Below are 23615 nucleotides of genomic sequence, written 5' to 3' on the forward strand. Positions count from 1 at the left end.
CCCGTTCCCCCTCAGATATCCAGGCGGATCTGACGATCCCCGCCCGTGTCGTGGATTGCTGCTGCCTGCCGCGTCAGCTCCGTCCAGTCGGCGATCAGGGCGTTGTAGGCCGTGGCCTCTTTCGCATCCTTCCGCTTGTTGGCGCTGATGTCGTAGAGGCAGTAGGCAAGGTCCTTCACGGCTTCCGCCTTCGCGTCGATCTTTTTCAGCAGAACAGCAGTCTCGTGCGAGATACCGTCCTTCTCGTACTTGCGAACGAGATGCTGTAGGCATTCCCACACCGTGAGGTGACCGTCGGCTTCGGGCTCCCAATCATCGTCGAGTTCATCGCGTGCCAGGATGCGCACCTTGCCGGCAGCGCTCTCGATTATCCCGGCGTGCTTCACGCTCTCGACTGAGATGCCTCGCGCACGGGCTAGGCTGTCGGCCGTACCGTACTCGCCATTTGCCATGCCATGCTGTTCGAACCAGGTGATCGCGAACCGCGTGTCGCCATCAAACTCGCCCTGGATGCCGCCGAGATATTCGTCGAGCTCGCGGTTGATGAGCTGAAGCGCGGTTTTTACGCTCATTGGACTGTCGTCGGATTCCAGCACAGCCTTGTAGCGCGAAAAGACACCCATGCCGGGGCCGATGGCTGATTGCGGCATGTCAGCCGGAGCAATGTTGGCGGCCTGAAGCTCGGCAATTGCCGGGGGAAGCTCGCGCTTTAGGGCGCGGATGAATTCTGCACGGGTGATGATCTCAGCCGATGCCTCCTTCTTGCGGCATACCAGGACGACTGACGTCGCGAGTGCGTTCGTGCCTACACTAATTGTCCGGCCTGCCCGCTCAGTACGAACAGGCCAAGTGCCGACTACTGAAAGCCCCGATGAAATAACCGCCTCGAGGAAGGTTGCCCAGCCGGTCGACGTTAGACCTTCTTCCGAAACCTCACTCTGCTTAAATGCATAGTAAATCGTCGCAGGCAGTGCATGGTCGAGCTGTGCGGATATGTTATTAAACGCTTCCGTCATGCCGCTCAAAAAGTAGTCTTCAGCTGCACGCCGATTTTTATGGCGATGCGGCATCGCCACCAACTCATCGGTTTTCGGCACTGTGATGGTCGAAAATACCTCCGGGTAAATATCCCCAACAGACCTCTTCAACCATACATAAAAATAATCTGACAGATCAGCATATCCGATATTGTCATAATATGGCGGATCTGTCGAAAGACAGCTTCCTGACGGCAATGCAGCAAATCGTGCATCTGCCTGCTTAATGTTGCCGGCCCCAATGGCAGGAAGCTCGGAAAGTGATTTGACCACCCATTCAACGGCACCACTGAAATTTCCGGTTGAAGAACTGAATACATTACATTCAGCAAAGTCCCACGTCATAGCAATTGCCTGACGCGCAAAGGTAAACCGTATGAACCCACTTGTTGACCAAGTTGCAATTGTGCTCCATGCGTCTGCACACCGATCTATCGCACAAGAAAGATAGACGCGTATGGCGTTGGCGTATTCAACGGGATCCACTGATTCCAAGGAATTTTGATCACCAAGGTCCTTGATGATCTGCGCCTTCAAATCTTTCGCTACATCAACGAATGTTGTGAGGGCCGTCGCCTGACGATCCGTAAAGGCAGCCCCCCACGTTGCCATCCCATACATGGGCAGTCGATCGACCTCATGAGACGGAGTGGTTACCAGCTCTTCCGGTCGCCAGTCTGGCTGCGAGAGGAAGGCAGCTTTCTCAACTTCATCCGTTGGTGAGATAAACACTCGGCCACGCGTACCCTCGACCACTACGGCCATAAGGCGCTGCCCAAGTCCCTTCTTACGCGCCATTTCGCGGATGTAATTGAGTGGCATAGCACTATTGGAGACGAGGCATCGTCCGCCTGTTCTGCTGACGGTGCCTTCCAGCTTGCTTGCGCTGGGTAGCTTTCCTGTCTGAACCCGGAACGAGTAGTTTTTACCACTAACAATCGGTTCGACCCACGCGCTTTCGCTGAGTTGAAAAGATCGAACCAACGGAACTTCTACATTGGAGAAGGCAGGATCAGGACTTGGGACCGTGCGCGCCCAAATCCATGCAACAACGGTTCCTTTGCCGCCGCCATGCTCTTTGGGCATATCTATCGGCTGGTACAAATGCCCAATGCGCTCCAAGGCTTTCTCGCGCAGCCAAGCGCCGTAGTACTTCACATCCTCGGCCAGCCCCTCTGCATTGCGATAGAATGACCGATCCTTGATGCCTGGGTGTATGGGGGGCATGTCCTTGAACTTGGGCGGGATCTCAATCAGCGCCTTGCCAATCATCACGGCTACTGGGTTCAGGTCAGAGCCGTAGGCGGGCAGCCCAAGCCGCTGCGCTTCAAGGGGGATCGACCCGCCGCCAGAAAATGGATCGTATACAGGCGGCAGCACTCCGCCGCAGCTGCGCCGGATTTCAGCGCGCGCGCGCTCCAGCACCTCCTCATTGGTCGAGTTCTCCCAGAGCACCAGCTCTTCGATAATCTCGAACAGGCGCTTGCGTTCGATGTCGGCCGCGCAATCCGCGAGTGTTGGCTCTGGCGTGTCCGGCACATTCCCCTGAGCGTCCACCTTACGCTCGCGCCACGCTTTTAGTCGGACTGCTAGGTCCGCCTCCGCCCGGTGGCGGACTTTCGGATCATCCAACAGCTTGTCTGCATAGCCCGAGGGGTCATCGACGAGCTGCGCGAACAGCACCGCCCGGCACGCCGCCAGCGGCCGCCGCGCCCACCAGAGATGCAGCGTGGACGGATGCCCGTGCCGGATCGACTTCTCCCGCGCCGACGCCGCGTTGATCGCTTCCAGCGGGATGGCGACCTCGATGAGCTTCTTCTTGTACTTATTGGTCGAGGTCATAGACGAGCCTGTATGTTGCGGGGTGAATGGTGATCTCGCCGCCATCGCGCAATGCGCGCAGGCGAGCGCCCGTCATTTCGACGGGTTCACCCTCAGGGTTGACGAGAATGAATGAGTAAGCGTCGGGCTTCTGGTCGAGCAGGCCCCAGACGTCGGCCTCGATCTGAAGCGGTTCACGTTCCAGGCAATGCTCTTTCGGATAGTAATGCCGCTGCACCTCGCCGCCTGCCGAGCGACGCTCCCACGGGAAACGCGCGCCGTTGGCACGGCCGATCCAGCTGCCATCCGAATGGTAGAAGCGATCCTCGCCATCGGGCTTGTAGCCGAGCGCCAACGCGAAGCGGGCGATGACGCTGGGCCGCGCTGGCTTCTGCGGCGGGCGCGGACGGCTGACCGTCTCCGGCTCCAACAACCCGCCATCGGGTTCTTGGTGCGTCGCCTCTGGTTCCGGCGGATTCGTGGGATCCTCGTCCTCGTCCTCGTCCTCGTCCTCGGACAAGTCCTCGTCGATCACCGACCCGGCCTCGCCATCTGCCGACGCCGCCTGCTGAGAGTGCTCGGCCGGCTTATCGACCGCGTTGCCTTCGACAGGGGTAGCCGCAGGCGGAACCTCCACCACAGGCGCGACCGTCGTCTGCTCTGGGCCGAGCGTGAAGTTCTCTTCGAGATAGTCCTTGATGTCCCCGGGCGACCGCTCGAACGCATAAGCCAGCGCGGCGCGAATATCGGCGCTCAGGCCCTTGCCGATCTCTTCCGGCGCGCGCTTGGCAAGCTTCGCCTTCGACAGCGGGCTGACGAACAGCTTGCGGTCCAGCCAGAGAATGTCCGTGAGCCGCGCCGTGCCAGCGGGCACGCCGTCCAGATAAGGGATCACTTCCAGCTTCGGGGCGGCGACCCAGCTTGTCGCCGCGATCGCCGCTGCCACCGTGCGCACGCGCTCGGTCTCGCCAGGGTCGGCCAGTTCGATCCGCGCAAGCTGCGTGCCGAAGGCCGTGAGCCAAGCGCGCCTGTCTTCAAGACCCGGAAACAGGGGCGGCTGGTTGAAGCGCTCCTCGACGAGATCGGACAATGCCTGAAGCGACGAGAATGGCGGATTGCGCACCGTTTCGGCCGAAAGCTGCCGGAAATCGGCTGTCTTGCGCTTCACCCAGTCGTGGAGATGCCCGTAGGTGAACAGGCTCTGCATGCTGAGCCCATAGGCGAGCGCGTCGGTTTCGACCCATTCGCCGGACAGGTTTACCCAATGCCCGCACTCTTCCCAGATGCGGGTCGGGTATCGGGACATGAGTGTCCGCACACGGCGCGCGTCATCAGGCGAGAGCGCCTTGCCCGAGGCAAGCGTACCCAGCCATTGCAGCGTGAGATCAGCAGAGGGCCGTTCGGCGACGCCTACGCGCCGCCACAGGCTGAGATCGAGCACCGAGGCCCGGATCACCGCGGCGCCCGGGACATCCTCCTCGTCACCGGCCAGGAACACCGCGCCCGATGTCACCCAGGTCCCGTCCTGTGCGAGGATCAGCTTCTCTGCCTTGAACGCGTCCTTGATGCTCTGGGCGTCAGGCGTGGAAGCGGCATCGAGCATCTGGTCGAGGCGGCGATACCATTTCTCGACCTCATGGGCCGGCGCCTTGTCCGACTTCGCCAGCGCGCGTAGCCGGTCGAGCAATCGACCTGGCCCGCTCGGCGAGCTGCGGACGCCGAGCAGATCGAGCAGCGGCCGAGTCGTCTCCCGGTCGAGGAGACCGTGCACGAATGGCTCGACATCCATGAGCGATTCCGTCTCCGGCGTCCTCCGGAGCAGATCGGCAGGGACATGGATCATGTCGCGCGTATCGGGAAGGCAGGGCTTCGACCTGAGCTTCAGCAACCAGTCCGCCAGCAGGGGCTCTGACGTCAGCGATCGGGTCGATCCCGTAGTCGCGACCTGGGACAGGCGCGCACTTGATGCACGAGACCAGTAGCTGTCCCGCTGCTCCAAAATTCGCCCGGCGACCTTGGCCCAAATTCGTGGGTCGGACTTCGCCAGCGCCTCCCAGTGCCGCCAGTACTCGGCCGGGACATCCCAGTCCTCGACGACGAACTGGCTCGTCACATAGGGGTGATAGAGCGCTCCGCGCAGACCACGTTTTTTGGCCTCGGCGTCCACCTGCTGGCGCCCATAGACGTTTGTCCGCTTTGCGGTCAGCGGTGCGAAGGTCTGTAGTCCCGAACGGCCGGACGACACCCACCGCAGCCAATCCTCGCGCGAACAGGAGGAGAAGCTGGCCACATAATCGGGGTGCAGGAGCTGCGTCTGCCGTGCAGTCTCCGGCAACAGGGCTTCCAAGGTGCCGTCTTCGTCGTACAGGATCGCTGTGGCGACCTGTCGAAGCTTCCGATCAGCGCAGGCATAGCGAAATGCTTCGCCCGCGGTCGCACCAAGCTTTGCCGCGATCTGGGCCAGTTGCACGCACTCGGCCAGCTTGATGCCGCTTGTTCCAAAGAAGTCGGCAGCGACCCGTTCGATCACCGCGTTGACGTCACTCGTGTCGTCGAGGCCGATTTTCTTGAGCACTGCAAAGGCAGCTTGGGTCGGGTCAGCTCGGCCATCGCCGTCGCCCTTGTCCCGGCGTTGCTCCGCCAGAAAGCGGGTCCAGTTCTGATTGAGGACGATCAGATGCCCCGCGAGAAACTCCCAGTCATCATCCGACTGGAGCAGCTTCTTCTCCCCGAGCCGCACCACCTCAGACGCCGAATACAGCACTTCATTGCCCTGGACAGGAACGATGCGGAGTCGCTCCGGTTGATGGCTCTGCCATCCCGTCACCTCGGGCGCGATGTAAGTCCAAAGGTTCAGCAGATGCCGCCATGTGGACGGCCGAGGCAGGTGGCTCGTGCGAAGGCGCGCGAGAAGATCGCTCTTCGAAAACTCCTCGACCAGGTTCCAGTGAACCAGCTTGGTCCGGTCGGAGGCCGAGACATGCCGACACAAGGCGGGGCGCGACTTCTCATCCAAGAGAGCCATCGCCTGCTCCGCTGGCCAGATATCGAAGATCGGCAGCGGGATCACGATCGCCGCGTCGGCGGCAACCAGCCTGCCCTCATCGGTCAGCAGGATCGGCCGGTCCTCGACCGCGTCCGCGAACGCCAGCTCGACGATGCCAGCGCAAGAGCCCTCAAGCGTGCTGGCCTCGCGGTCAACGTCAGGCAGCAGGCCATAGGCTGCAGCTCGATCCAGAACACCGGTCTTGGTCTGTTCGAGCCATTCCACCATCGCCTTGGCCGCGAGTTCGCCGGCACGTTGCAGCAACCAGCGGTTTGTCGGCGAGGTCTCGGGGTCCTTGATCTTAAGGCGGGCGGGATCCTGGATGAACGGAGCGTTGCAGGCGAACGGGAGCGGCGTCTCAACACCCGTTGGCAGCACGACATAGAGCCGGCCCTTCGCGCCCAGGACGATCTCAACCCGACAGGGCGGGAAGTCCCCGCCGTCCTCGGCACCGAGCATCCGTTCCTTACGGATTTCGTCGAGCGCATCAGCGGGGAACGCTTCTTCCGCCGACCGGACCAGCAGAAAGGCGTCATCGCCCTTGTCGTCCAGCGACATCCACTCGCTCTCGGCGACAGGGCCGGGTCCGAGGCTCTGCCAGTGGACCACGCGCTCGCCAATCTGCAGCCGGCGGATTTTCTTGAAGAACAGCAGCGAAACCGGACTCTTCAGCCAGTCATCGAGGTTCTTCTCGACCTCGCGGCAGAGAAGTGGGTTGGCGATCGCCGCTTCGACGCGCGTGACGCCATGCGTCGTGCGCCCACCGTCAATCCAATGTGGCTCGGTGAACCGGTTCCGCTCGAAGGCGACGGACAATGTGGGGGTGAACAGCTCGACGCGATCGCCCAGGCTGAACGTGCTCTTGAACCCGATCCCCCGGAACCCGATGGTGTGCAGGGCGCGCTTGTTCGAGTAGCCGAAGCGGCAGATCGACGCGAAGTGCGCTTCGACAAAGTCTTCGCCATTGTGCTCGAACACGAAACGCTGGTCTTCGATCGAAACACGCGCCTCGGTCGCCCCGGCATCGTCGGCATTCTGCAGCAGCTCCGACAGGATATGGCGCGGGCTCTGCACCTGCTTGAACAGTTGGTGCCAAGGCCCGGCAAGCTCGGGGTCGGCCTCAAGCTGATTCCAGCGCTTCGATGCGCCATCCCTGATCGGATGGAAGTAATCCGGTGGCCCAGCCCTGACGGGCTTGGACTGGCGCTCCGCACTCATGATGGCGGCACCGCACGTTCAAGCAGACGCCGCAGGTCAAACTGGATCGCTGTCTCCAGGAAGGACGGCTCGCGTTCAATCAACGGGCCGCGCACATATCGCGGCTCGTGCGCAAACCCGCCGTTGACGGCCACGACCGCGAGGATGAACTTTTCCGGCTCATGCAAAGATGTGATGATCTCCTGCCGCGTGATCATCACGGAGTCCGCACCGTCGATCCGGCCCTTGACCTCGATGAAGCGAAGGTGTCCGGACTTCGGATTGTGCGAGGCGATGTCGTAGCCAATCTTCTGGGCGGAAACGTCGAGCGGTTCGTGCCCCAGCGCTCGCTCCGCCGCCATCACAGCCTGCATTGCCGCGAGCTCGATCTCTCTCCGCGCCGCCGGATCCTCGGCAAAATGATTGGGTACCGTGGGATTTTGCCGGGCTTTGAGCAGCCCGCGCGGAATGACGACCATGCCGCCTCGCACCCGCGGCGGCTGCGATGAGATAAACCGCTCCCGCTCGAGCTGATCCATTCGGCGCTTCTGCCGCTCCGCCAGATCCTCGGCGCGCCGCTGGGCGTTCTGCCAGCTGAGCCGCGTCTTCTTGCCGGCCTTCTCTTCTTCTTTCAGCTCGAAGGCCCGCGAGTCCCAGTAGTTAATTTCCTTCTTAAGGCGGGCACGTACCTCCTGCTCGACCTTCTCGATTTCGGGTATGCGCCGCGCCTTGACTTCGGCGACGTGTCCTTGCGCCAGCTCCACGGTGGCGAAGCGGATTGCCGTCTTCTCAAGCTCAGTCGTCAACCAGTCATCGTCCAGGAGATCTCGCACCAAGCTGACCTCTTCCGGCGCAGCGGGACGAAGATTGAGATGAGGCGCGATACCAGCGTTGCTGGCACTCCCGGCCTTGTCGATCGCGGCAAACTGCAAGCGCTGAGAAATCACATGCGGCTTGCCGCCGCTCGTCGTGCGGGCGTCCTGGACCGTGTGCTCCAGCAGGAAGACAGCGGACAGCGCGTCGCCAGTATCGGTTTCGTCCACCAGTATCGCGCCCTGGCGCATGATCTGCTCGTACTGCTCCCGGATGAGGCTGATCACAGCCTCCAGCAGCGGATGGCCCGGGCAGATGAACGCAGCGACCGGCTGTTGATTGATCTTGCTCTTCTCGAAGCAGACCCGCTCGTACTGCTTTTGGATAGGCGCGCCCGTGCCAATTTGGCGATCGCGCTCTCTGATCCGCACTGGAACGTGGGTGACTTCCCAGCGGCCCTCTTCACGGCGCTTCAAACGGCCGCCCAGATGCTGGAATGCCTCGACAAAGAAGCTCTGAATGTGGTGCGGCTGCAGGCGCAACGCTTCGGCGCGCTCCATCTCGAGCCGCAGCTCTTCGACCTTGGCCTGAGGCATGGTGTCGTTTGTGAGCGCGCGTCGACGCAGAAGTTCCAGCAGGTGCGTCTGGTCGACTGCGCCATCGACTTGGCGGAACAAGCGCGCCCTCACCTCCTCCTGTTCGCCATACTGGATGGCCTGGAACAAGAGGTCTTTCAGCGCGGTCCCTTCGAAAAGCTCACCGAGCACATCATAGACGCGCCCACCCAAGGCCTCCCGCGCCGCCTCAAGCTTTTCGAGCAGACGCCCGTAGACCTCGCCCTCACGCGTGTCGGCCGCCACAAGATTCCAGAGGTGGCAAACTTCGGTCTGCCCGATGCGATGGATGCGGCCGAAGCGCTGCTCGATCTTGTTGGGGTTCCATGGAAGGTCGTAGTTGACCATCAAGTGGCCGCGCTGGAGGTTCACGCCTTCGCCCGCCGCATCGTTGGCGATGAGCACAAGCAAGTCCTTGTCCTGCATGAAGCGCTCGATCACCTTCCTCCGCTCCTCGCGCGACACACCACCATGGATGACGTCCACGGCTTCAGGGCTCCCAAGGCGAGCGCGCACTTTGTCGAGCAGGTAATGAAGCGTGTCCTTGGGCTCGGTGAAGATGATCAGCTTCCGGCGATTTCCGGCGGCGTCGATCATGAGATCGTCGTCGAGAATGCGGTTCAGCTGGGTCCACTTCGTATCGACACCGGAGCGCAGGACGCCCAGCGCCATCGACTCCAGCCCCTTGAGCGTGTCGACTTCGAGAGCCAGCTGCTCGACGGTCTCCGCCGTCGTCGCGCCAGTCGAAATCAGCTCTTCGAGCTCATCGATTTCGTCCTGTCCGTACTCGTCGATGTTGCCGAGAACATCGGAGCTCACCGACGGCTCGCCGATACCGGCACGCCGTCCCTTGGCCGCGAGTCTCGCTTCGCCCAGCTCGGTCTCGAGCCGTTCGCGGCGACGCTTCAGCGACTGATAGATGGCAGCCGGTGAGGAAGCGAGGCGACGCTGCAGGATCTGCAGGGCGAATCCGACATTATTGCGCTTCTTGCCATCTCCCTCAGCAAACCGCTGAACCCGGTTCATCTCGGTTCGCACATATTCGGTCACGGCGGCGTAGAGCGCAGCCTCGCCTTCCGAGAGCTGGTATTTGACCGTGCGGGCTCGGCGCTCGGGAAAGAGCGGCCGACCGTCGAACCTCAGCAGCTCTTCCTTCGTCAGGCGCCGCATCATGTCTTCCGTATCGGCATAATGGACGCCATCACGGAAACGCCCCTCGAACCGGTCGCCGTCGAGCAGCGCCATGAAGAGCTGAAAGTCCTCTTCCTTGCCGTTATGCGGCGTCGCCGACATGAGCAGCAGATGCCGGCAGACCTGGCCGAGCTTCTGACCAACCTGATATCGCCGCGTGTATTTGACCTCGCCACCGAAATAGGTTGCCGACATGCGGTGGGCTTCGTCGCAGATGACGAGGTCCCACTCGCGGGCGCTCATGAGCTTTTCTTGCAGGTCTTCGTTGCGGGCCAGAACGTCGAGGCGAACGATAAGTCGATCCCGGTCGTTGAACGGGTTCCCCGAGCGAGACGTCTCGATCATGTCCCGCGTCAGGATGTCGAACTCGAGATTGAACTTCTGACCCAGTTCATCTTGCCACTGCTCGACCAGGCTGCCGGGGGCGACCACGAGGCAACGCTCGAGGTCGCTCCGCGCGATGAGTTCCTTGATCAGCAAGCCCGCCATGATCGTCTTGCCGGCGCCGGGATCATCTGCGAGCAGAAAGCGCAACGGCTGCCGCGGAAGCATCTCGCCATAGACTGCCGAAATCTGATGAGGCAGCGGATCGACGAGGCTGGTGTGGATGGCCAGATAAGGATCGAAAAAATGGGCAAGCTTGATGCGGTTGGCTTCGGTCACCAATCGAAGCAACGCACCATCCGCGTCGAACGACCACGGCCGCCCGTCCTGCTCGACCTCGAGACGATGCTCGTCGTCCCTGTAGAGAACAGACTCCGCGACCGAGCCGTCGTGGTTGCGGTAGACGACATTGATCGCCTGATCTCCGATCCAGTCCACGGACACGATCTGCACGGGCTGCGCAGACGCGATGCCGCGGACGGAGGCGCCGTTCTTGATGCTTTCGAGCTTGGCGATCATCAGCCGGCGCTCCCCCACAATATCGTCATATCAGAAGCTCCGCCTTGTTCAGCGCAGCCTCGGTTTCCTTGCGGTTTAGCGCAACAATATGCTGTGTGCGAGCACTCTGCTTGGCCGCATCGCCGAGCAGGCCAAGTCGCTTCAGAACATAGAAAAGCATCGCATACCGAACGGACAGCACACCATTGCCTTGGTCCAGCCCATAATCTTTGGCGACCACCTTCTTCTGACTTTCCGTTAAATCCGGATGGGGTCCGATGACTACATCGAAGAAGTTGTTCCAGAGCCAATCTTGCTCGCCGGTCGCCCCGGGCTTGCCCTTACCCCGCACCTCGAGGATCCGTGGGAGCAGGAAGTCCTTGAACCTGTTCTCGAGGTGGCAATAGGCGCGCACGTGCCATCGGAAGCCGTCAAAACCGAAGGCATGCGGTGTAATTCGACGCCAGATGGGATCTGGCCGAACCTTGTTCATCGACTGATAGAAGATTTCCACCGATTCGCTCTCGCGCACTGCGTCGAGCACAAGGCGCAAGACCTGGATGTCGATGTCCCGTTTTGGGGTCAGCGCCACATCCGCATTCGGCAGCGTGGAGATCCAAGAATCGTGAGTCGGCACCGCGCCTTCGGCGACTGACCGAAGCTGCGCAAGATAGACATACGGATCGGGCTCAAGAAAACGCAGGACGAACTTGTCGGCCGCTACATAACGCTTCTCCCGCGTATCGTAGTCCATGTTTCCCGGCGCGCGCTCTTGATAGAGGGCCAGGTCCTTCGACGCCTGGGGCACTGACACGCCAAAAAATTCCACGAGGTCGGCACGATTGATCGACCCTTCCCAGAACAACCGGAACTCGACGAACTCGAGACGGCGCTCCACCCCCCACTTCAACGCCGCTGCGGTCACTTTCATCGCATTCCATCTCCGCCCGAACATGGGCATCAAAACTATATGGACACTGGTACATGATGCGTGTAATTATTAGTCCCATCAGACCAGCTGGTCAATGGTCAATGAGGCCCAAATTTCGGGAGCAAGCGATGCCAAAACGCAGATCCAATGGCGAGGTCACCGGCAAGCGGGCGGCAAGCGCAGCAGCGAAAGTTCTGCGCGACCCGAAGAGCAGCAAGGCCGCAAAGACTGCCGCAGCCTCGGCGCTGACGCAGCGCTCGAACCGTAAGTGATCTCTGGGAGGAGAGCGGTCATGGCAGTCGTAAATCGTTCTACCCTGGTCGTTCACGGCCGTCTCGCCATGCGGGAGCGCCGGCTGGCGGCTGGCCGGGATCGTCGTCACGGCCTCCAGATCATGTCGTTTGAACAGGCCGCTGTCCGGCTAGCTGGAGGCTTCGCTCGTCCTATCGACGACGAGAGCCTGCGTGCGGCCATCCAGGCGGCCTTGCCTGCCACGCCGATGGGTGAGCTGGAGAGCATCAAGGCTCTTCCCGGCATGATCGACGCGGCGGCCGACACGCTCCACAAAGCCTGGCGCGCGGGCATCGATCTTGCCGCATGCGCGGCCGATCATCCGCGTCTCGCCGCCATCGCGCGCCTGGAAGCGGCCGTCCTCGACCAGCTTCCGCCCGGCATGATGCGGCCTCTCGACATCGTTACCGCCGCAACCGCCCGTATCGGTCATGCCCCGGCAGTCCTAGGCCAGTTGGAGATCGTCGGCCTTACCGAACTCTCGCCCTGTTGGCGGCCGCTGCTCCAGGCGCTCACCGCCCATATCCCCGTGCGGTGGACGGCCGGCCCGAGGAGCGTTCCCGCATGGCTGGAGGGCACCGGCGTCACAGTCGCGCGCGCACCGGCACATGCGCCGGGAATCAGTGCCGCCAGCGCGGCGACGGCCTATCACGAGGCCGTTGAGGCGATGCGCTGGGCGCGCAGCCTGCTCGCCTCGGGCGTCCCGGCTTCGGAGATCGCCATCGCAACCGCCTCGCCCGCCGACTATGATGATTATTTCCTGGCCCTGCGCGCCGACGCCAACATCGACTTTCACTTCGTCCATGGCATCCGCACCGTCGCCACCCGCGAGGGCCAGGCGGCTGCGGCGTTGGCTGACATCGTGGTTCGCGGCCTGTCGCAGTCGCGGCTGCGCCGCCTCGCGGCGCTCTGCCGGGACAGCGGGCCATTCGAGACCCTGCCCGAAGGCTGGCTGCGGGTGCTGCCGACAGATGCGCCGCTCTCGACGCCGAGCGCCTGGAACCGGCTGCTGGCCCGGCTGACGCCGGAAGACTGGCCCGACGGCGCCGACCATGTTCCGGCGCTGCGCACGGCGGTCGAGACCCTTGTGAAAGGATCGGAGGCCGCCAGCGAGATCGGAGGAGCCTTCCTTAAGGGCCGCGCGCTCGCGATCTGGCGCAAGGCTCTGCTCGCTGGCCCCGCCGCTTCGATCGACGCCACGCTGGAAACCCTGAAGCAGGACGACGGACTGGAAGCATGTTTCTGCGTTGCCTGGATGCCCGCCAGCGCGCTCGCGGCGTCGCCCCGCCGCTTCGTGCGGCTCCTCGGGCTTAATTCCTCGCGCTGGCCGCGGGGGATCGCCGAAGACCGGCTGATCCCGGACCACATCATCCCGACTCCGGTGCTCGACCCGCTGCCGGTCAACCTCGCCGACCGCCGCGACTTCGAGACGATCCTCGCCACAACGGCCGACACCGTCGTTCTGTCGCGCGCCCGGCGCGACAGCGACGGGCGTCTCCTGGGTCGCAGCCCTCTGCTCGCCGGGCGTGGCGACGAAACCTATCTGCGCCGCAACGCGACGCCGGCGCACGCCTTTAGCGAAACAGACCGCCTCATGGCCCGGCCCCAGGAGTTCGCAGCCGATCCGCAAGCGGTCGGTGCGCAGGGCTGCTGGCGCGACTGGCTGCGAGCCGAGATTACTCGCCATGACGGGCTCGTGCGGGCAGATCATCCGCTCGTTCTCGCCATCCTCGGCCGCACCCAGTCGGCCAGCTCGCTGCGCCGCCTGCTGCGCAATCCGCTGAGTTTCGTGTGGGTCTATGCATTCGGATGGCGCGAACCGCAGAGCAGCGCCGAACCGCTCGTGCTCGACGCGCTCGGGATCGGCGATCTCGTTCATTTGGTTCTCGACCGCGCCTTGCGCGACCTCGAAACCGGAGACGGTCTCGCCTCCGCCGACGCCGAGACCATCGAGGCCGCGGTGGCGCGGGCCGCGCAAGCCGTCGCCGCCGATTGGGAAAGCGAGCGACCGGTTCCGCCGGCCGTCATCTGGAGCCGCACGCTCGACGACGCCCGCGTTATGGCGGGCCGCGCCTTGTCATATGGTGATGAAGTCCTGCCGGGCGCACGCTCCTACGGAGAGGTTCCCTTCGGCGGCTCGGAGCCAAAATCCGACGCAAAAACGCCTTGGGATACAAGCGCGCCGGTCACGATCCCGGACACGGGCTTCAAGATCGCTGGCTACATCGACCGGCTCGACATCTCAGGCGACGGCAAGCGCGCGCTTGTGCGGGACTACAAGACCGGGCGGCCGCCACGCGGCGATATCCGCATCAATGGCGGACGCGAGCTTCAGCGCTGTCTGTATGCCTTCGCGGTAAAGGCGCTGCTCGGCGAGGATGTCGCCATCAGCGCCTCGCTGCTCTACCCCCGCGAGCCGGTGGATCTTCAGCTCGACGATCCCGAAGCCGTTCTGGCGGAGATCAAAGGCTATCTGCGCGCGGCACGGTCGAGTCTCGCCAGAGGCGCGGCCCTGCCTGGCCCGGACACCGGCGGCGACTATGACGACCTCGCCTTCGCCCTGCCGGCCAACGCCAGCGCCACCTATTGCAAACGCAAAATGCCGGCAGCCACGGAGCTGCTTGGCGAAGTCGCTCGGGTCTGGGAGGCGGAATGATGAGCAGCGTGTCCAAAGTGCTGAAGGACGACGGCGCGCGCCGCGATGCGATCAGCCTGCATGATCGCTCGATACTGGTCGAGGCCGGCGCGGGTTCGGGCAAGACCGCCGTCATGGCCGGCCGCATCGCCGCGATGCTGGCCGAAGGCGTCGCGCCGCGTTCCGTCGCCGCCGTCACCTTCACCGAACTCGCTGCGAGCGAGCTGCTGTCGCGCGTCCGCGAGTTCGTCGCCGACCTCTCGGCCGGCGCGATCGCGACCGATCTGCGCGTGGCGTTCCCCAATGGGCTGACCCAGGCCCATCGAAGCAATCTAGCCGCCGCCAGCGCGGCGATCGACGAAATCACCTGCTCGACAATCCACGGCTTCTGCCAGCGCCTCATCAAGCCCTATCCGGCGGAGGCCAACATTGATCCCGGCGCAGGGGTCATGGATCGCAACCAGGCCGATCTTACCTTCCTAGAGATTGTCGATGGCTGGCTGCGCGAACGCCTGTCCGGCGGCCAGGAAGGCATCCTGGCCGAGATGGTGCTGCACAGCCCCGGCGAAACCGTGGCGCTCATCCATAAGATCGCCGAAAATCTGCGCCGCCGCCCAACGCTCTCGGCTCCGACTGTTTCCCCGATTGAGGGCCACCTGACGGCGTTCCGGCAGGCCGCTGCGGATTTCGAAGGCTTCATGGATGGTTTGGCGACGGCCGAGCCGGAAACGGTGACGATCGTCGAGCGGCTGGCCGAGATGGCGACCGCCTTGGCCAACGGTCCCGATCCCGCAACGCCTGCGCGCCTCGTCCACCTCCTGACCTTGCGGCCACATCCGGACCTTTGCACCAAGGCCGGGGCCTTTGCCTCCTATCGCAAGAAGGGCAAATGGGCCGCTGCCGCCAAGCAGGCCGGTCTCTCCAAGGCCGATGGCGACCGGCTGAACGACGGTGCCGAGACCCACTACACCGCCTGCTGCGATGCTTGGGTCGCGTTGGTGCATTCCGCCGCCGGCCACGCTCTGGCGGCGCTGATCGATGAAGCGCGCCCGATCCTGCAACGCTATCGCGACCACAAGCGCGCCAGCGCCCAGCTTGATTTTGACGACCTGATTTTTGCCGCGCGCGACTTGCTGCGCGACCATGATGCCGTGCGCCGGGCACTGGGGCAGCGTTTTGCCCATGTCCTCGTCGACGAATTCCAGGACACCGATCCCCTGCAAACCGAAATCTTCTGGCGGCTGTGCGGCGAACCGGCAGATGGCGATGACGACTGGACCCGCTTCAGCATCCGGCCGGGCGCGCTCTTCCTGGTGGGCGACCCCAAGCAGGCGATCTATCGCTTCCGGGGCGCCGATGTCGGCGCCTATGTGCAGGCGCGCGACGCATTCCGCGCCCAGGACCCCGGCAGCCTCCTGTCGATCTCTACCAACTTCCGTTCCTGCGCCTCTATCCTTACCTTCGTCAACGAGCGCTTCGAAGCCGTTCTCTCCGCCAATGGCCAGCCCGGTTTCACCGCTCTCAACCCGTTCCATGACGATCGCGGCGGCCTGTGCGTGGCGGCCCTCGACATCGCCGTGGCTGACGAAAACGGCAAGGCCAGCGCCGAACAGCAGCGCGATGCCGAGGCCGATGCCATCGCCGAGCTGTGCGCCCGACTGATCGACAGCCACCCCATCATCGACCGTCGCAGCGGCGCAGAGCGCCCCTGCCAGCCTGGCGACATCGCCTTGCTGGCGCCGACCGGCGCGGAGCTTTGGCGCTATGAGGAAGCCTTGGAGCGCCGCGGCATCCCCGTGGCAACGCAGGCCGGCAAGGGGCTGTTCCGCCGCCAGGAGGTTCAGGATCTGATCGCGTTGACCCGTGTTCTGGCTGATCGCCGTGACACGCTGGCGCTCGGCGCGCTGCTGCGCGGACCTCTGGTCGGCCTTACTGAAGAAGAATTGCTGGATATCATCTGGGCGCTTCCGCGTTCGGAGGACGAGCCGGATCGGATTCCGCGCCTGGATCTCAGCATCGACCCGGCCGTCATCGCCCACCCGCTCGCGCGCGAGATCATCGAGCGGCTGCAATCGCTCTCCCGGCGCGGCAATAGCACGACGCCGCACGCACTGCTCTCGCAGGCCGTGGACGTGATGCGCGTCCGTCCGCTCCTCCTTGAACGTCATCGCGGCCAGGCCGAGCGCGCACTCGCCAATGTCGATCTCTATCTCAGCCTATCGACGGGCTACGCCGTGCGCGGCCTGCGCGCCTTTGCCGAGGCGATGGCAGCAGCGTGGTCCGACGAGGCCCGCGCTGTCGAGGGACGGCCCGACGCGCAGGAAGAAGCGGTGGCGCTCTTCACCATGCACGCAGCCAAGGGGCTGGAATGGCCGATCGTCATTCCGGTCAACACCATGACCGGCGTCATGGCACCCGACAGCGCAGTCATCGACCGCCAGCGCGAGACCTTCTATTGCCCGGTCCTACGCGTCGCGCCCGAAGGCTACGAAACCGCGCGTCAGGCGGAAAGGGAGGAGCTGGACCGCGAACGCATCCGGCTCTGGTATGTCGCGGCCACCCGTGCTCGGGAACTCCTCGTCCTTCCCCGGCTCGACGTCACGCCGTCGAAATCGGCCTGGATCGGTCTCGTCGATCTGTCGCTCGCCGGCCTGCCAGGCCTGGATGTCACTCACCTGCCTGTCGGCCTCACGGCCGGAGGTGCAGGCGCGGGCAACATGCAGACGCGCGCGAGCTTCGCCGCCGAAGCCGAAGCCATCGGGGCCGCGCAGATGCGGTTGACCTGGCTTGCGCCCAGCCGTGACGAAAGCGGCGTCGGAACCGTCCTGCGCGAAGAAGAAGCCGCGCTTTGGACGGGGACGCCGACGAACAGCCTCCTGAACTGGAAGCCGCAGACCTCGTGCAGGGTGGCCGCGAACGGGGGCTGATCCTCCACAAGCTCATGGAAGAGGTCCTGACCGGCGAAACCCCCGAGACGGAGGCTGCCCTGACCGACCGGGCAGCACACCTCATCCGCTCGCTTGGCCAGACCCCGGTCGCAGACCCGGCAACGGGGCTTTCGGCAAAGGAACTGACTGACTGCGTTGTCCGGACGCTGGCCCTGCCCGACATCGCGGCCCTGCGACCGGGTCTGCTGGCCGAATTTCCCGTTTATTCTGCGCAAGCGGCCGACGGCGTGGAGACCGCAACGGCCGGGATCGCCGATGCCCTGACCCTTACGGCCGAGGGTCACCCGGAGGTTGTCGTGGACTGGAAAAGCGATGTGACGCCGACGCCGGGAACGCTCGATCACTATCGGGCGCAGGTGCGGGCCTATCTCGACATCACCGGCGCAGAGCGTGGTCTGATCGTGCTGATGACCTCCGGTGCCGTAATTCCCGTCCTGTGATGGCAGCGAATCCTAGGGCGACGACTCATAAATCCCTGATCCAGATACGGACGGCGACGAGCTTGAGGGCTGCGGCATAGTTTTCGGCGAGCTTGTCGTAGCGGGTCGCGATGCGCCGGAAGTGTTTGACCTTGTTGAAGAAGCGCTCGACGAGGTTGCGCGCACGGTACAGGTGTTTCGAGAAGCAGATCGGGTCCCGCCGATTGGCTTTGGGCGGGATGTTCGCCCAGGCGCCCCGGGCCATGACAGCCTCGCGCAGGCTGTTCGCATCATAGCCCTTGTCGGCAAGGAGCATGGCCCCGGCCGGGATGTCCGCGATCAGACCGGGGGCCGCTTCGATGTCGCTTTTCTGGCCGGCCGTGAGATGGAGCCTGATCGGGCGCCCCCTGGCATCGACAAGCGCGTGGATCTTGGTGGTGAGGCCGCCTCGGGAACGACCCACACATCGATCTCGACCCCCCTTTTTGCCGTGGCCCCGTGCTGGTGGACCCGGACAATGGACGTATCGATCATCTGCACCTTGCCATCGTGAGCCGCGGTGATGGCATCCATCAACCTGTCCCAGATGCCGGCTTTCCGCCACCGGTTGAACCGGTTGTAGATCGTCGTCGGAGGCCCATAGCGCTCCGGAAGATCCGACCAGAAGGCGCCTGAGCGCAGCACCCAGAAAATCCCGTTCAGGACCCGGCGATCGTCAACCCGGGGCACACCCCGCGACTTGTTCGGCAGGTGCGGCTTGATCGCCTGCCATTCCTTCTCCGTCAGGTCATATCGGCCCATCGCAGCGCTCCCGTTCGGGAGCTTGAATCATGCCGGGAGGCAGATGGGAATCCCACCAGCCCGTTTATGGGTTTTCGCCCTAGCCTCGGCTGGGCTGATACTGCAGATAATTACCACGGGCAGCAAATCTTGTAATTCATAAAGTGAACAGAAGGATAGGCGAGTTGGATACAGTACATAATCCCGATCGTTTTATGGCCGATCTCCGCCAAATCCTGTCACAAGGGCGCAAGCGCATTGGTATTCTAATTGGTGCCGGCGGCCCCCTATCGGTGCGCGTCGACACAAGTGGCAAGCTTGACCCGACGGGTCAGGCGCTGATCCCGGGCGTAAACGATTTGACTAACCAAGCATTGCAAAAATTAAGTGGTAATGAAGCGGCGGCAGCGGCGGAAATCCGAAAGTCTCTACCGGACGGCGGCAATATTGAAACTATATTATCCAAGGTTCGCTTGCTCCAAACTGCGCTTGGGAACACGACTGTGCACGGTCTTGACGGCGCAGGCTATGCTACATTGGGAAGGGCGATCTGTGAAGCGATCGGCGGGATCGTCGGCGCAAAGCTACCGGAAGGAAGAACTCCATACCACGAACTTGTCTCCTGGGTAAGCGGAACGCAGCGAGCACACTCGGTCGAGATATTCACCACCAACTATGACCTGTTGATTGAAACCGCCTTCGAGCAAGCAAAAGCACCGTATTTTGATGGTTTCACCGGCGGGCATGCACCGTTTTTTGACCCGGTTACGGTGGCGGGCAATGACTTGCCACCGCGCTGGTCCCGCGTTTGGAAGCTTCACGGATCGCTTGGTTGGAAAAGCGAAAACGGTACGGTCGTCCGCTGCGGCGGTGCGGACTCCACCGAACTCGTCTACCCTGACCATCTCAAATACGATCTGACACAGAAGCAACCCTATGCCGCGCTGTTCGAGCGATTGAAACGGTTTTTGCTTACGCCCGACACAGTCCTTCTAACGACAGGCTTTTCATTCCGCGACGCACACATCTGCGCAGTTCTGGGCGAGGCACTCGCGATGAATGCCAATGCTGCGGTGATCGCTTTGCAATTTCAGACGCTCGCCGAAGAGGATCCGGCACGTAAGCTTGCATTCGAACACCCAAACCTCTCAGTCTACGCCAGCGACGCAGCTGTGATCGGTGGCATTTCAGGTCCGTGGCGTTTGGGCGACTTGCCCAAAAATTGGGGCGAAATTCGTTCGAGCTTTTGGGGTAAACGCGGTAGCAACGACGCATTCCTTTTAGGCGACTTTGCGAAGTTTTGCCAGTTTTGTGCGCTTTCCTACTCGCCCGACCTTGCTCGCCCGACCGAGGCGGCTATTCCGGTCGATGGACCCGACCCCGCTACGGTGTCGGCATGACTGCGACAGACCCAACCTATCTTGGCCACGTAAGCGCCGTTTCTGGCTCAACAATAACGGTAAGGCTGGCCGAGTCCCTCTCCTCTGGTCTAGCTATGATCGACGGTCATACCTATCGCGTCGGTCAGGTAGGCAGCTTCGTCCGCATCCCTCTGGGCTATCAAGATCTATATGGTGTTGTCGCAGAGATCGGTGCTGCGGCCGCACCTCAGCATGTCGTTGTTGCAGATGTAGGAGGCCAGGACACCGGCCGCTGGATGCGCGTCGAGTTAGCAGGCGAAGCAACCGGCGATCACTTTGAGCGCGGTCTCAGTCAGCACCCCAACGTCGATGACGCGGTGCACTTGGTCACCCAGAAGGATCTTCGGCGCATCTACGGTGGCGCAGAGGAAGATCAAATCGAAATCGGCACGCTTTCGAGCGCCGAGAATATCGTCGTGCGCTTGTCACTCGACGCCTTAGTCACGCGACACAGCGCCATCGTCGGTTCCACGGGCTCAGGTAAGTCAACTACGGTTGCGAGCTTGCTTCGTTCCGTAGTGCGTACCGCCGAAAACGTAAGCGCCAGCGGCGCACGCGTCCTTCTCTTGGATGTGCATGGGGAATATTCCGCCGCACTCGGAGATCTCGCCAAAACATTCAGCGCTTCGCCCATGCCCGGCGAAGAGCCTCTATTCGTTCCTTACTGGGCGTTGGAAGCCGGTGAGTTACTTGACTTCGTCGCTGGTGGGCTAAGCGATAATCATTTGATCGCGTTTACCGACAAGATACAGGAGTTGAAAGAAAGCCGACTGAGCGCTGGCCCGCTTCCGGGGCTCGACCTGCAGTCACTCACTGTTGACAGTCCCGTGCCTTTTTCGCTGAAAAAGCTTTGGTATGACCTGATTGAATTCGAGACAGCTACATTTACTGGGCCGCAACGTGACCAACCTGCGATTGAGGCTGCTGGTGACCCCGCGACCCTGACCCCTCCCCGCTATACGCCGCACGCAATGGGAGCCGCGGGTCCGTTCCTTAATCAGGCCGCGAAGGGTATCCGCCGGCAACTTAATCTGGTGCGCTCTCGTCTTCTCGATCGGCGCTACGATTTCATCCTGCACCCTGGCCCTTGGGAGCCGGACCTGACCGGACAGACGGCACAGGACCTTGATACGCTGTTGGCTGGCTGGCTCGGCCATGACCGTCCAATCACTATCCTCGACCTCTCAGGCGTGCCTAGCAGTGTCTTGGTCCGGCTCATTGGCTCCATACTGCGTATTGTTTACGAAGCCCTCTACTGGAGTAGGGAAAAGACAGAGGGTGGCATCCTGCGCCCACTACTGGTGGTGATGGAAGAAGCGCACCGTTATGTCAGTCCCGATAGCGGAAATGTCGCTTCCGATGTTGTAAAACGCATAGCAAAGGAAGGTCGCAAATACGGGGTTGGTGCCATGCTGGTCTCTCAACGTCCGTCGGAGATCGATGAAACTATACTCTCCCAGTGCGGAACCCTCATAGCATTGCGGCTATCCAATCCAGCCGACCGCGGACGGGTGAAGGGCGCGCTTCCTGATAATCTATCAGGCCTAATGGATCTTCTGCCGGTACTACGGACTGGCGAGACCATCATTTCCGGTGAGGCCGCGAGATTACCCGTGCGCTGCCGTGTGTCGCTACCGCCCGCGGATCGCTTGCCCCGCAGTTCAGACCCCGAAGTCAGCAGAGCCTGGAGGACCCGCCGCGTAGCAGAAGGCTATGACCGCATGGTCGCGTCATGGCGAGCGCAACGAACCACTGCGGTCGTGCGAGATATTACTATTCAACGGACCCCCATCAACGAAGATGAACAGTAGGAAATCCCATGATTCGAAACCATGTCGCCTCTAGCAACATTGCTTCGATCGGCTACGATCCGGGCAGTGAAACGCTTGAGATCGAGTTCACTAACGGCTCGATCTACCAATATTTCAATGTGCCGTCTGGATTGTACGAACAACTCATGGCCGCTCCGTCCAAAGGGCAATTTCTCAACATCTACATTCGGAATGCTTATCCGTACTCCCGGATCGGATAGGAACCCTGAGTAGTCTCCGATCTACCTTCAAGATCATTTAACTTCATGAAAAAATTGGTCCGAGCATGGGGCAGCCCGCCTACCATTTGCAGTCGTAAAGCAGGCCGCCACCCATGCGGCTGGACGATATCACGGCTAAGATTATGAGCTTCTTGCAGGTTCGCCGTCATCATCACCACTATGCTTGATCCGCCCCATTGAGCGGCTTCACCCATGGTCACCACGGCCTCGGCAGATCTGTAGCCGGTGGCCCGCTGATTGGTATTGTTGACACTGCTTTCCAGTAGCTGAGGGGAAAGCCTTCCCCTGCGGCCCAGCCTTGTCTCTGCCGACCCCTTCTGCGGGGAGCCCCCCGCACCGCCCACAAGAGTGAGAGTGCAGGCCGGATGTGCCGTGACGGGTTGAATGCTGGGAGAGAGGCTTCCGGCGCCCGTCGCGGAGACCCGCGATGTCGAAACGTGATCCACGCGGCCGGCCGAGCGCCGACCGGACGAGCCTGTATGACGAAATCACCGGCAAGATCCTGGCCGAACTGGAGGCCGGACGGTTGCCCTGGGTCCAGCCCTGGGGGACGGCCGCGGCCAAGGCGCCGCTGGCCATGCCGACCAACGCCACAACCGGGCGCGGCTACTCGGGGGTCAATGTGCTGATCCTCTGGGGCGCAGTGATCTCGCTTGGCTTCCCGAGCCAAGGCTGGCTGACCTTCCGCCAGGCCCTGTCGCTCGGCGGCAATGTCCGAAAGGGCGAGCGCGGCACCACCGTCGTCTATGCCGACCGCTTCGTGCCGGACGATGAACGCCGTCGTGCGCGAGAGGCCGGCGAAGAGGCACAGGCGATCCCGTTCCTGAAGCGCTTCACGGTCTTCAACGTCGCTCAGTGTGACGGCCTGCCTGAGGACCTTGTGGCCGCCGTGCCGGCGCCCGAACCCGGGCTGATCGAGCCCACGGTCGACGCGCTGATCCGGGCGAGCGGGATCGACTTTCGCATCGGCGGCGACCGGGCTTACTACGCGCCGGCACCTGACTATGTGATGGTGCCGCCGCCTCAGGCCTTCTTCGAGCCCATCAACTGGCATCGCACGGCGCTGCATGAATGCGCCCATGCCAGCGGCGCGGCCCATCGGCTGGGACGCGATCTCACAGGATCGTTCGGCTCCAAGAAATACGCGTTCGAGGAACTGGTGGCCGAGATCGCCTCGGCCTTCTGCTGCGCCGCCCTCGGCATCGCCCCGACCGTCCGCCACGCCGACTACATCGGATCATGGGCCGAGGTCCTGCGCGAGGACAATCGCGCCATCGTCCGTGCAGCCAGTCAGGCAAGCAAGGCAGCGGACTGGTTGCTGGCCTTCGCCCCACAAGCGGGCGAACCGGGTCAGGCAATTGCCACTACCCCCGAGGCCGCACGCCAGGCGGCCTGACCCACTCGCATACGCTCCAAGCATCGGCGCAGTCCCGTCTTTCCGACTCTACGGCGTTCCGGCATTCCGGAAGCAATGAGAGGAAGAGGGCTGCGCCGATTTTCGTGACGGGTTTGGAGGTCGGGAGAGAGGCTCCGGCC

At 62.7% G+C, this 23615-nt stretch carries 11 protein-coding genes and 1 pseudogene; 7 read left to right on the forward strand and 5 right to left on the reverse strand.

The features are described 5' to 3' along the window. Positions 1 to 11 precede the first annotated feature (11 nt). From ACK4FH_RS14060 to ACK4FH_RS14075, 4 genes are read right to left on the reverse strand one after another with little or no spacing between them, the layout of a single operon-like run. Entirely contained in the window at positions 12 to 2879 is a 2868-nt protein-coding gene (locus ACK4FH_RS14060; RefSeq protein ID WP_409814835.1) for a DUF1156 domain-containing protein, read from the reverse strand. Beyond that, a complete protein-coding gene (locus tag ACK4FH_RS14065; RefSeq protein ID WP_409814839.1) occupies positions 2863 to 7122 on the reverse strand; it encodes a sacsin N-terminal ATP-binding-like domain-containing protein in 4260 nt (1419 codons plus the stop codon). Before ACK4FH_RS14065 ends, ACK4FH_RS14060 begins: the two co-directional genes overlap by 17 nt. Beyond that, positions 7119 to 10622, reverse strand: coding sequence for a helicase-related protein (locus ACK4FH_RS14070; RefSeq protein WP_409814842.1), 3504 nt, complete (start codon positions 10620 to 10622; stop codon positions 7119 to 7121). Before ACK4FH_RS14070 ends, ACK4FH_RS14065 begins: the two co-directional genes overlap by 4 nt. 25 nt (positions 10623 to 10647) lie before the next feature. Then, complete coding sequence (locus ACK4FH_RS14075) at positions 10648 to 11532, reverse strand: WYL domain-containing protein (protein WP_409814845.1); 885 nt, start codon at positions 11530 to 11532, stop codon at positions 10648 to 10650. 128 nt (positions 11533 to 11660) lie between these two features. Here ACK4FH_RS14075 and ACK4FH_RS14080 point away from each other — a divergent pair, with 128 nt between their 5' ends. From ACK4FH_RS14080 to ACK4FH_RS14090, 3 genes and pseudogenes are all read left to right on the forward strand, one after another. Next, positions 11661 to 11804, forward strand: coding sequence for a hypothetical protein (locus ACK4FH_RS14080; protein ID WP_282888610.1), 144 nt, complete (start codon positions 11661 to 11663; stop codon positions 11802 to 11804). A 20-nt stretch (positions 11805 to 11824) separates the two neighbouring features. Next, positions 11825 to 14479, forward strand: coding sequence for a PD-(D/E)XK nuclease family protein (locus ACK4FH_RS14085; protein WP_409814848.1), 2655 nt, complete (start codon positions 11825 to 11827; stop codon positions 14477 to 14479). Further along, positions 14479 to 17846, forward strand: a pseudogene (locus tag ACK4FH_RS14090) (UvrD-helicase domain-containing protein). Before ACK4FH_RS14085 ends, ACK4FH_RS14090 begins: the two are co-directional and overlap by 1 nt. A 25-nt stretch (positions 17847 to 17871) precedes the next feature. Here the strand turns inward: ACK4FH_RS14090 and ACK4FH_RS14095 are convergent. Beyond that, a protein-coding gene (locus ACK4FH_RS14095) for an IS5 family transposase (RefSeq protein WP_409814851.1) occupies positions 17872 to 18626 on the reverse strand; the annotation gives its coding sequence in 2 pieces (ribosomal slippage) (positions 17872 to 18302 and positions 18302 to 18626; 756 coding nt in all). A gap of 164 nt (positions 18627 to 18790) precedes the next feature. Here ACK4FH_RS14095 and ACK4FH_RS14100 point away from each other — a divergent pair. The 4 genes from ACK4FH_RS14100 (at position 18791) to ACK4FH_RS14115 (ending at position 23475) form a co-directional block, all read left to right on the forward strand. After that, on the forward strand, positions 18791 to 20005 hold the full coding sequence (locus ACK4FH_RS14100; RefSeq protein ID WP_409814854.1) for an SIR2 family NAD-dependent protein deacylase: 1215 nt from the start codon (positions 18791 to 18793) through the stop codon (positions 20003 to 20005). A 95-nt stretch (positions 20006 to 20100) separates the two neighbouring features. After that, positions 20101 to 21837, forward strand: a complete 1737-nt coding sequence (locus tag ACK4FH_RS14105; protein ID WP_409814857.1) for an ATP-binding protein — start codon at positions 20101 to 20103, stop codon at positions 21835 to 21837. Between the two features lie 8 nt (positions 21838 to 21845). Further along, positions 21846 to 22058: a KTSC domain-containing protein gene (locus ACK4FH_RS14110; RefSeq protein ID WP_409814858.1), complete on the forward strand. Its 213-nt coding sequence runs from the start codon at positions 21846 to 21848 to the stop codon at positions 22056 to 22058. 448 nt (positions 22059 to 22506) lie between these two features. Beyond that, the gene (locus ACK4FH_RS14115; protein ID WP_409814861.1) at positions 22507 to 23475 is read left to right on the forward strand and encodes an ArdC family protein; all 969 of its coding nucleotides are present in this window, start codon (positions 22507 to 22509) and stop codon (positions 23473 to 23475) included. Positions 23476 to 23615 lie beyond the last annotated feature (140 nt).

It is taken from the genome of Parvibaculum sp. (genome assembly GCF_046297875.1).
Taxonomy (GTDB): Bacteria; Pseudomonadota; Alphaproteobacteria; order Parvibaculales; family Parvibaculaceae; genus Parvibaculum.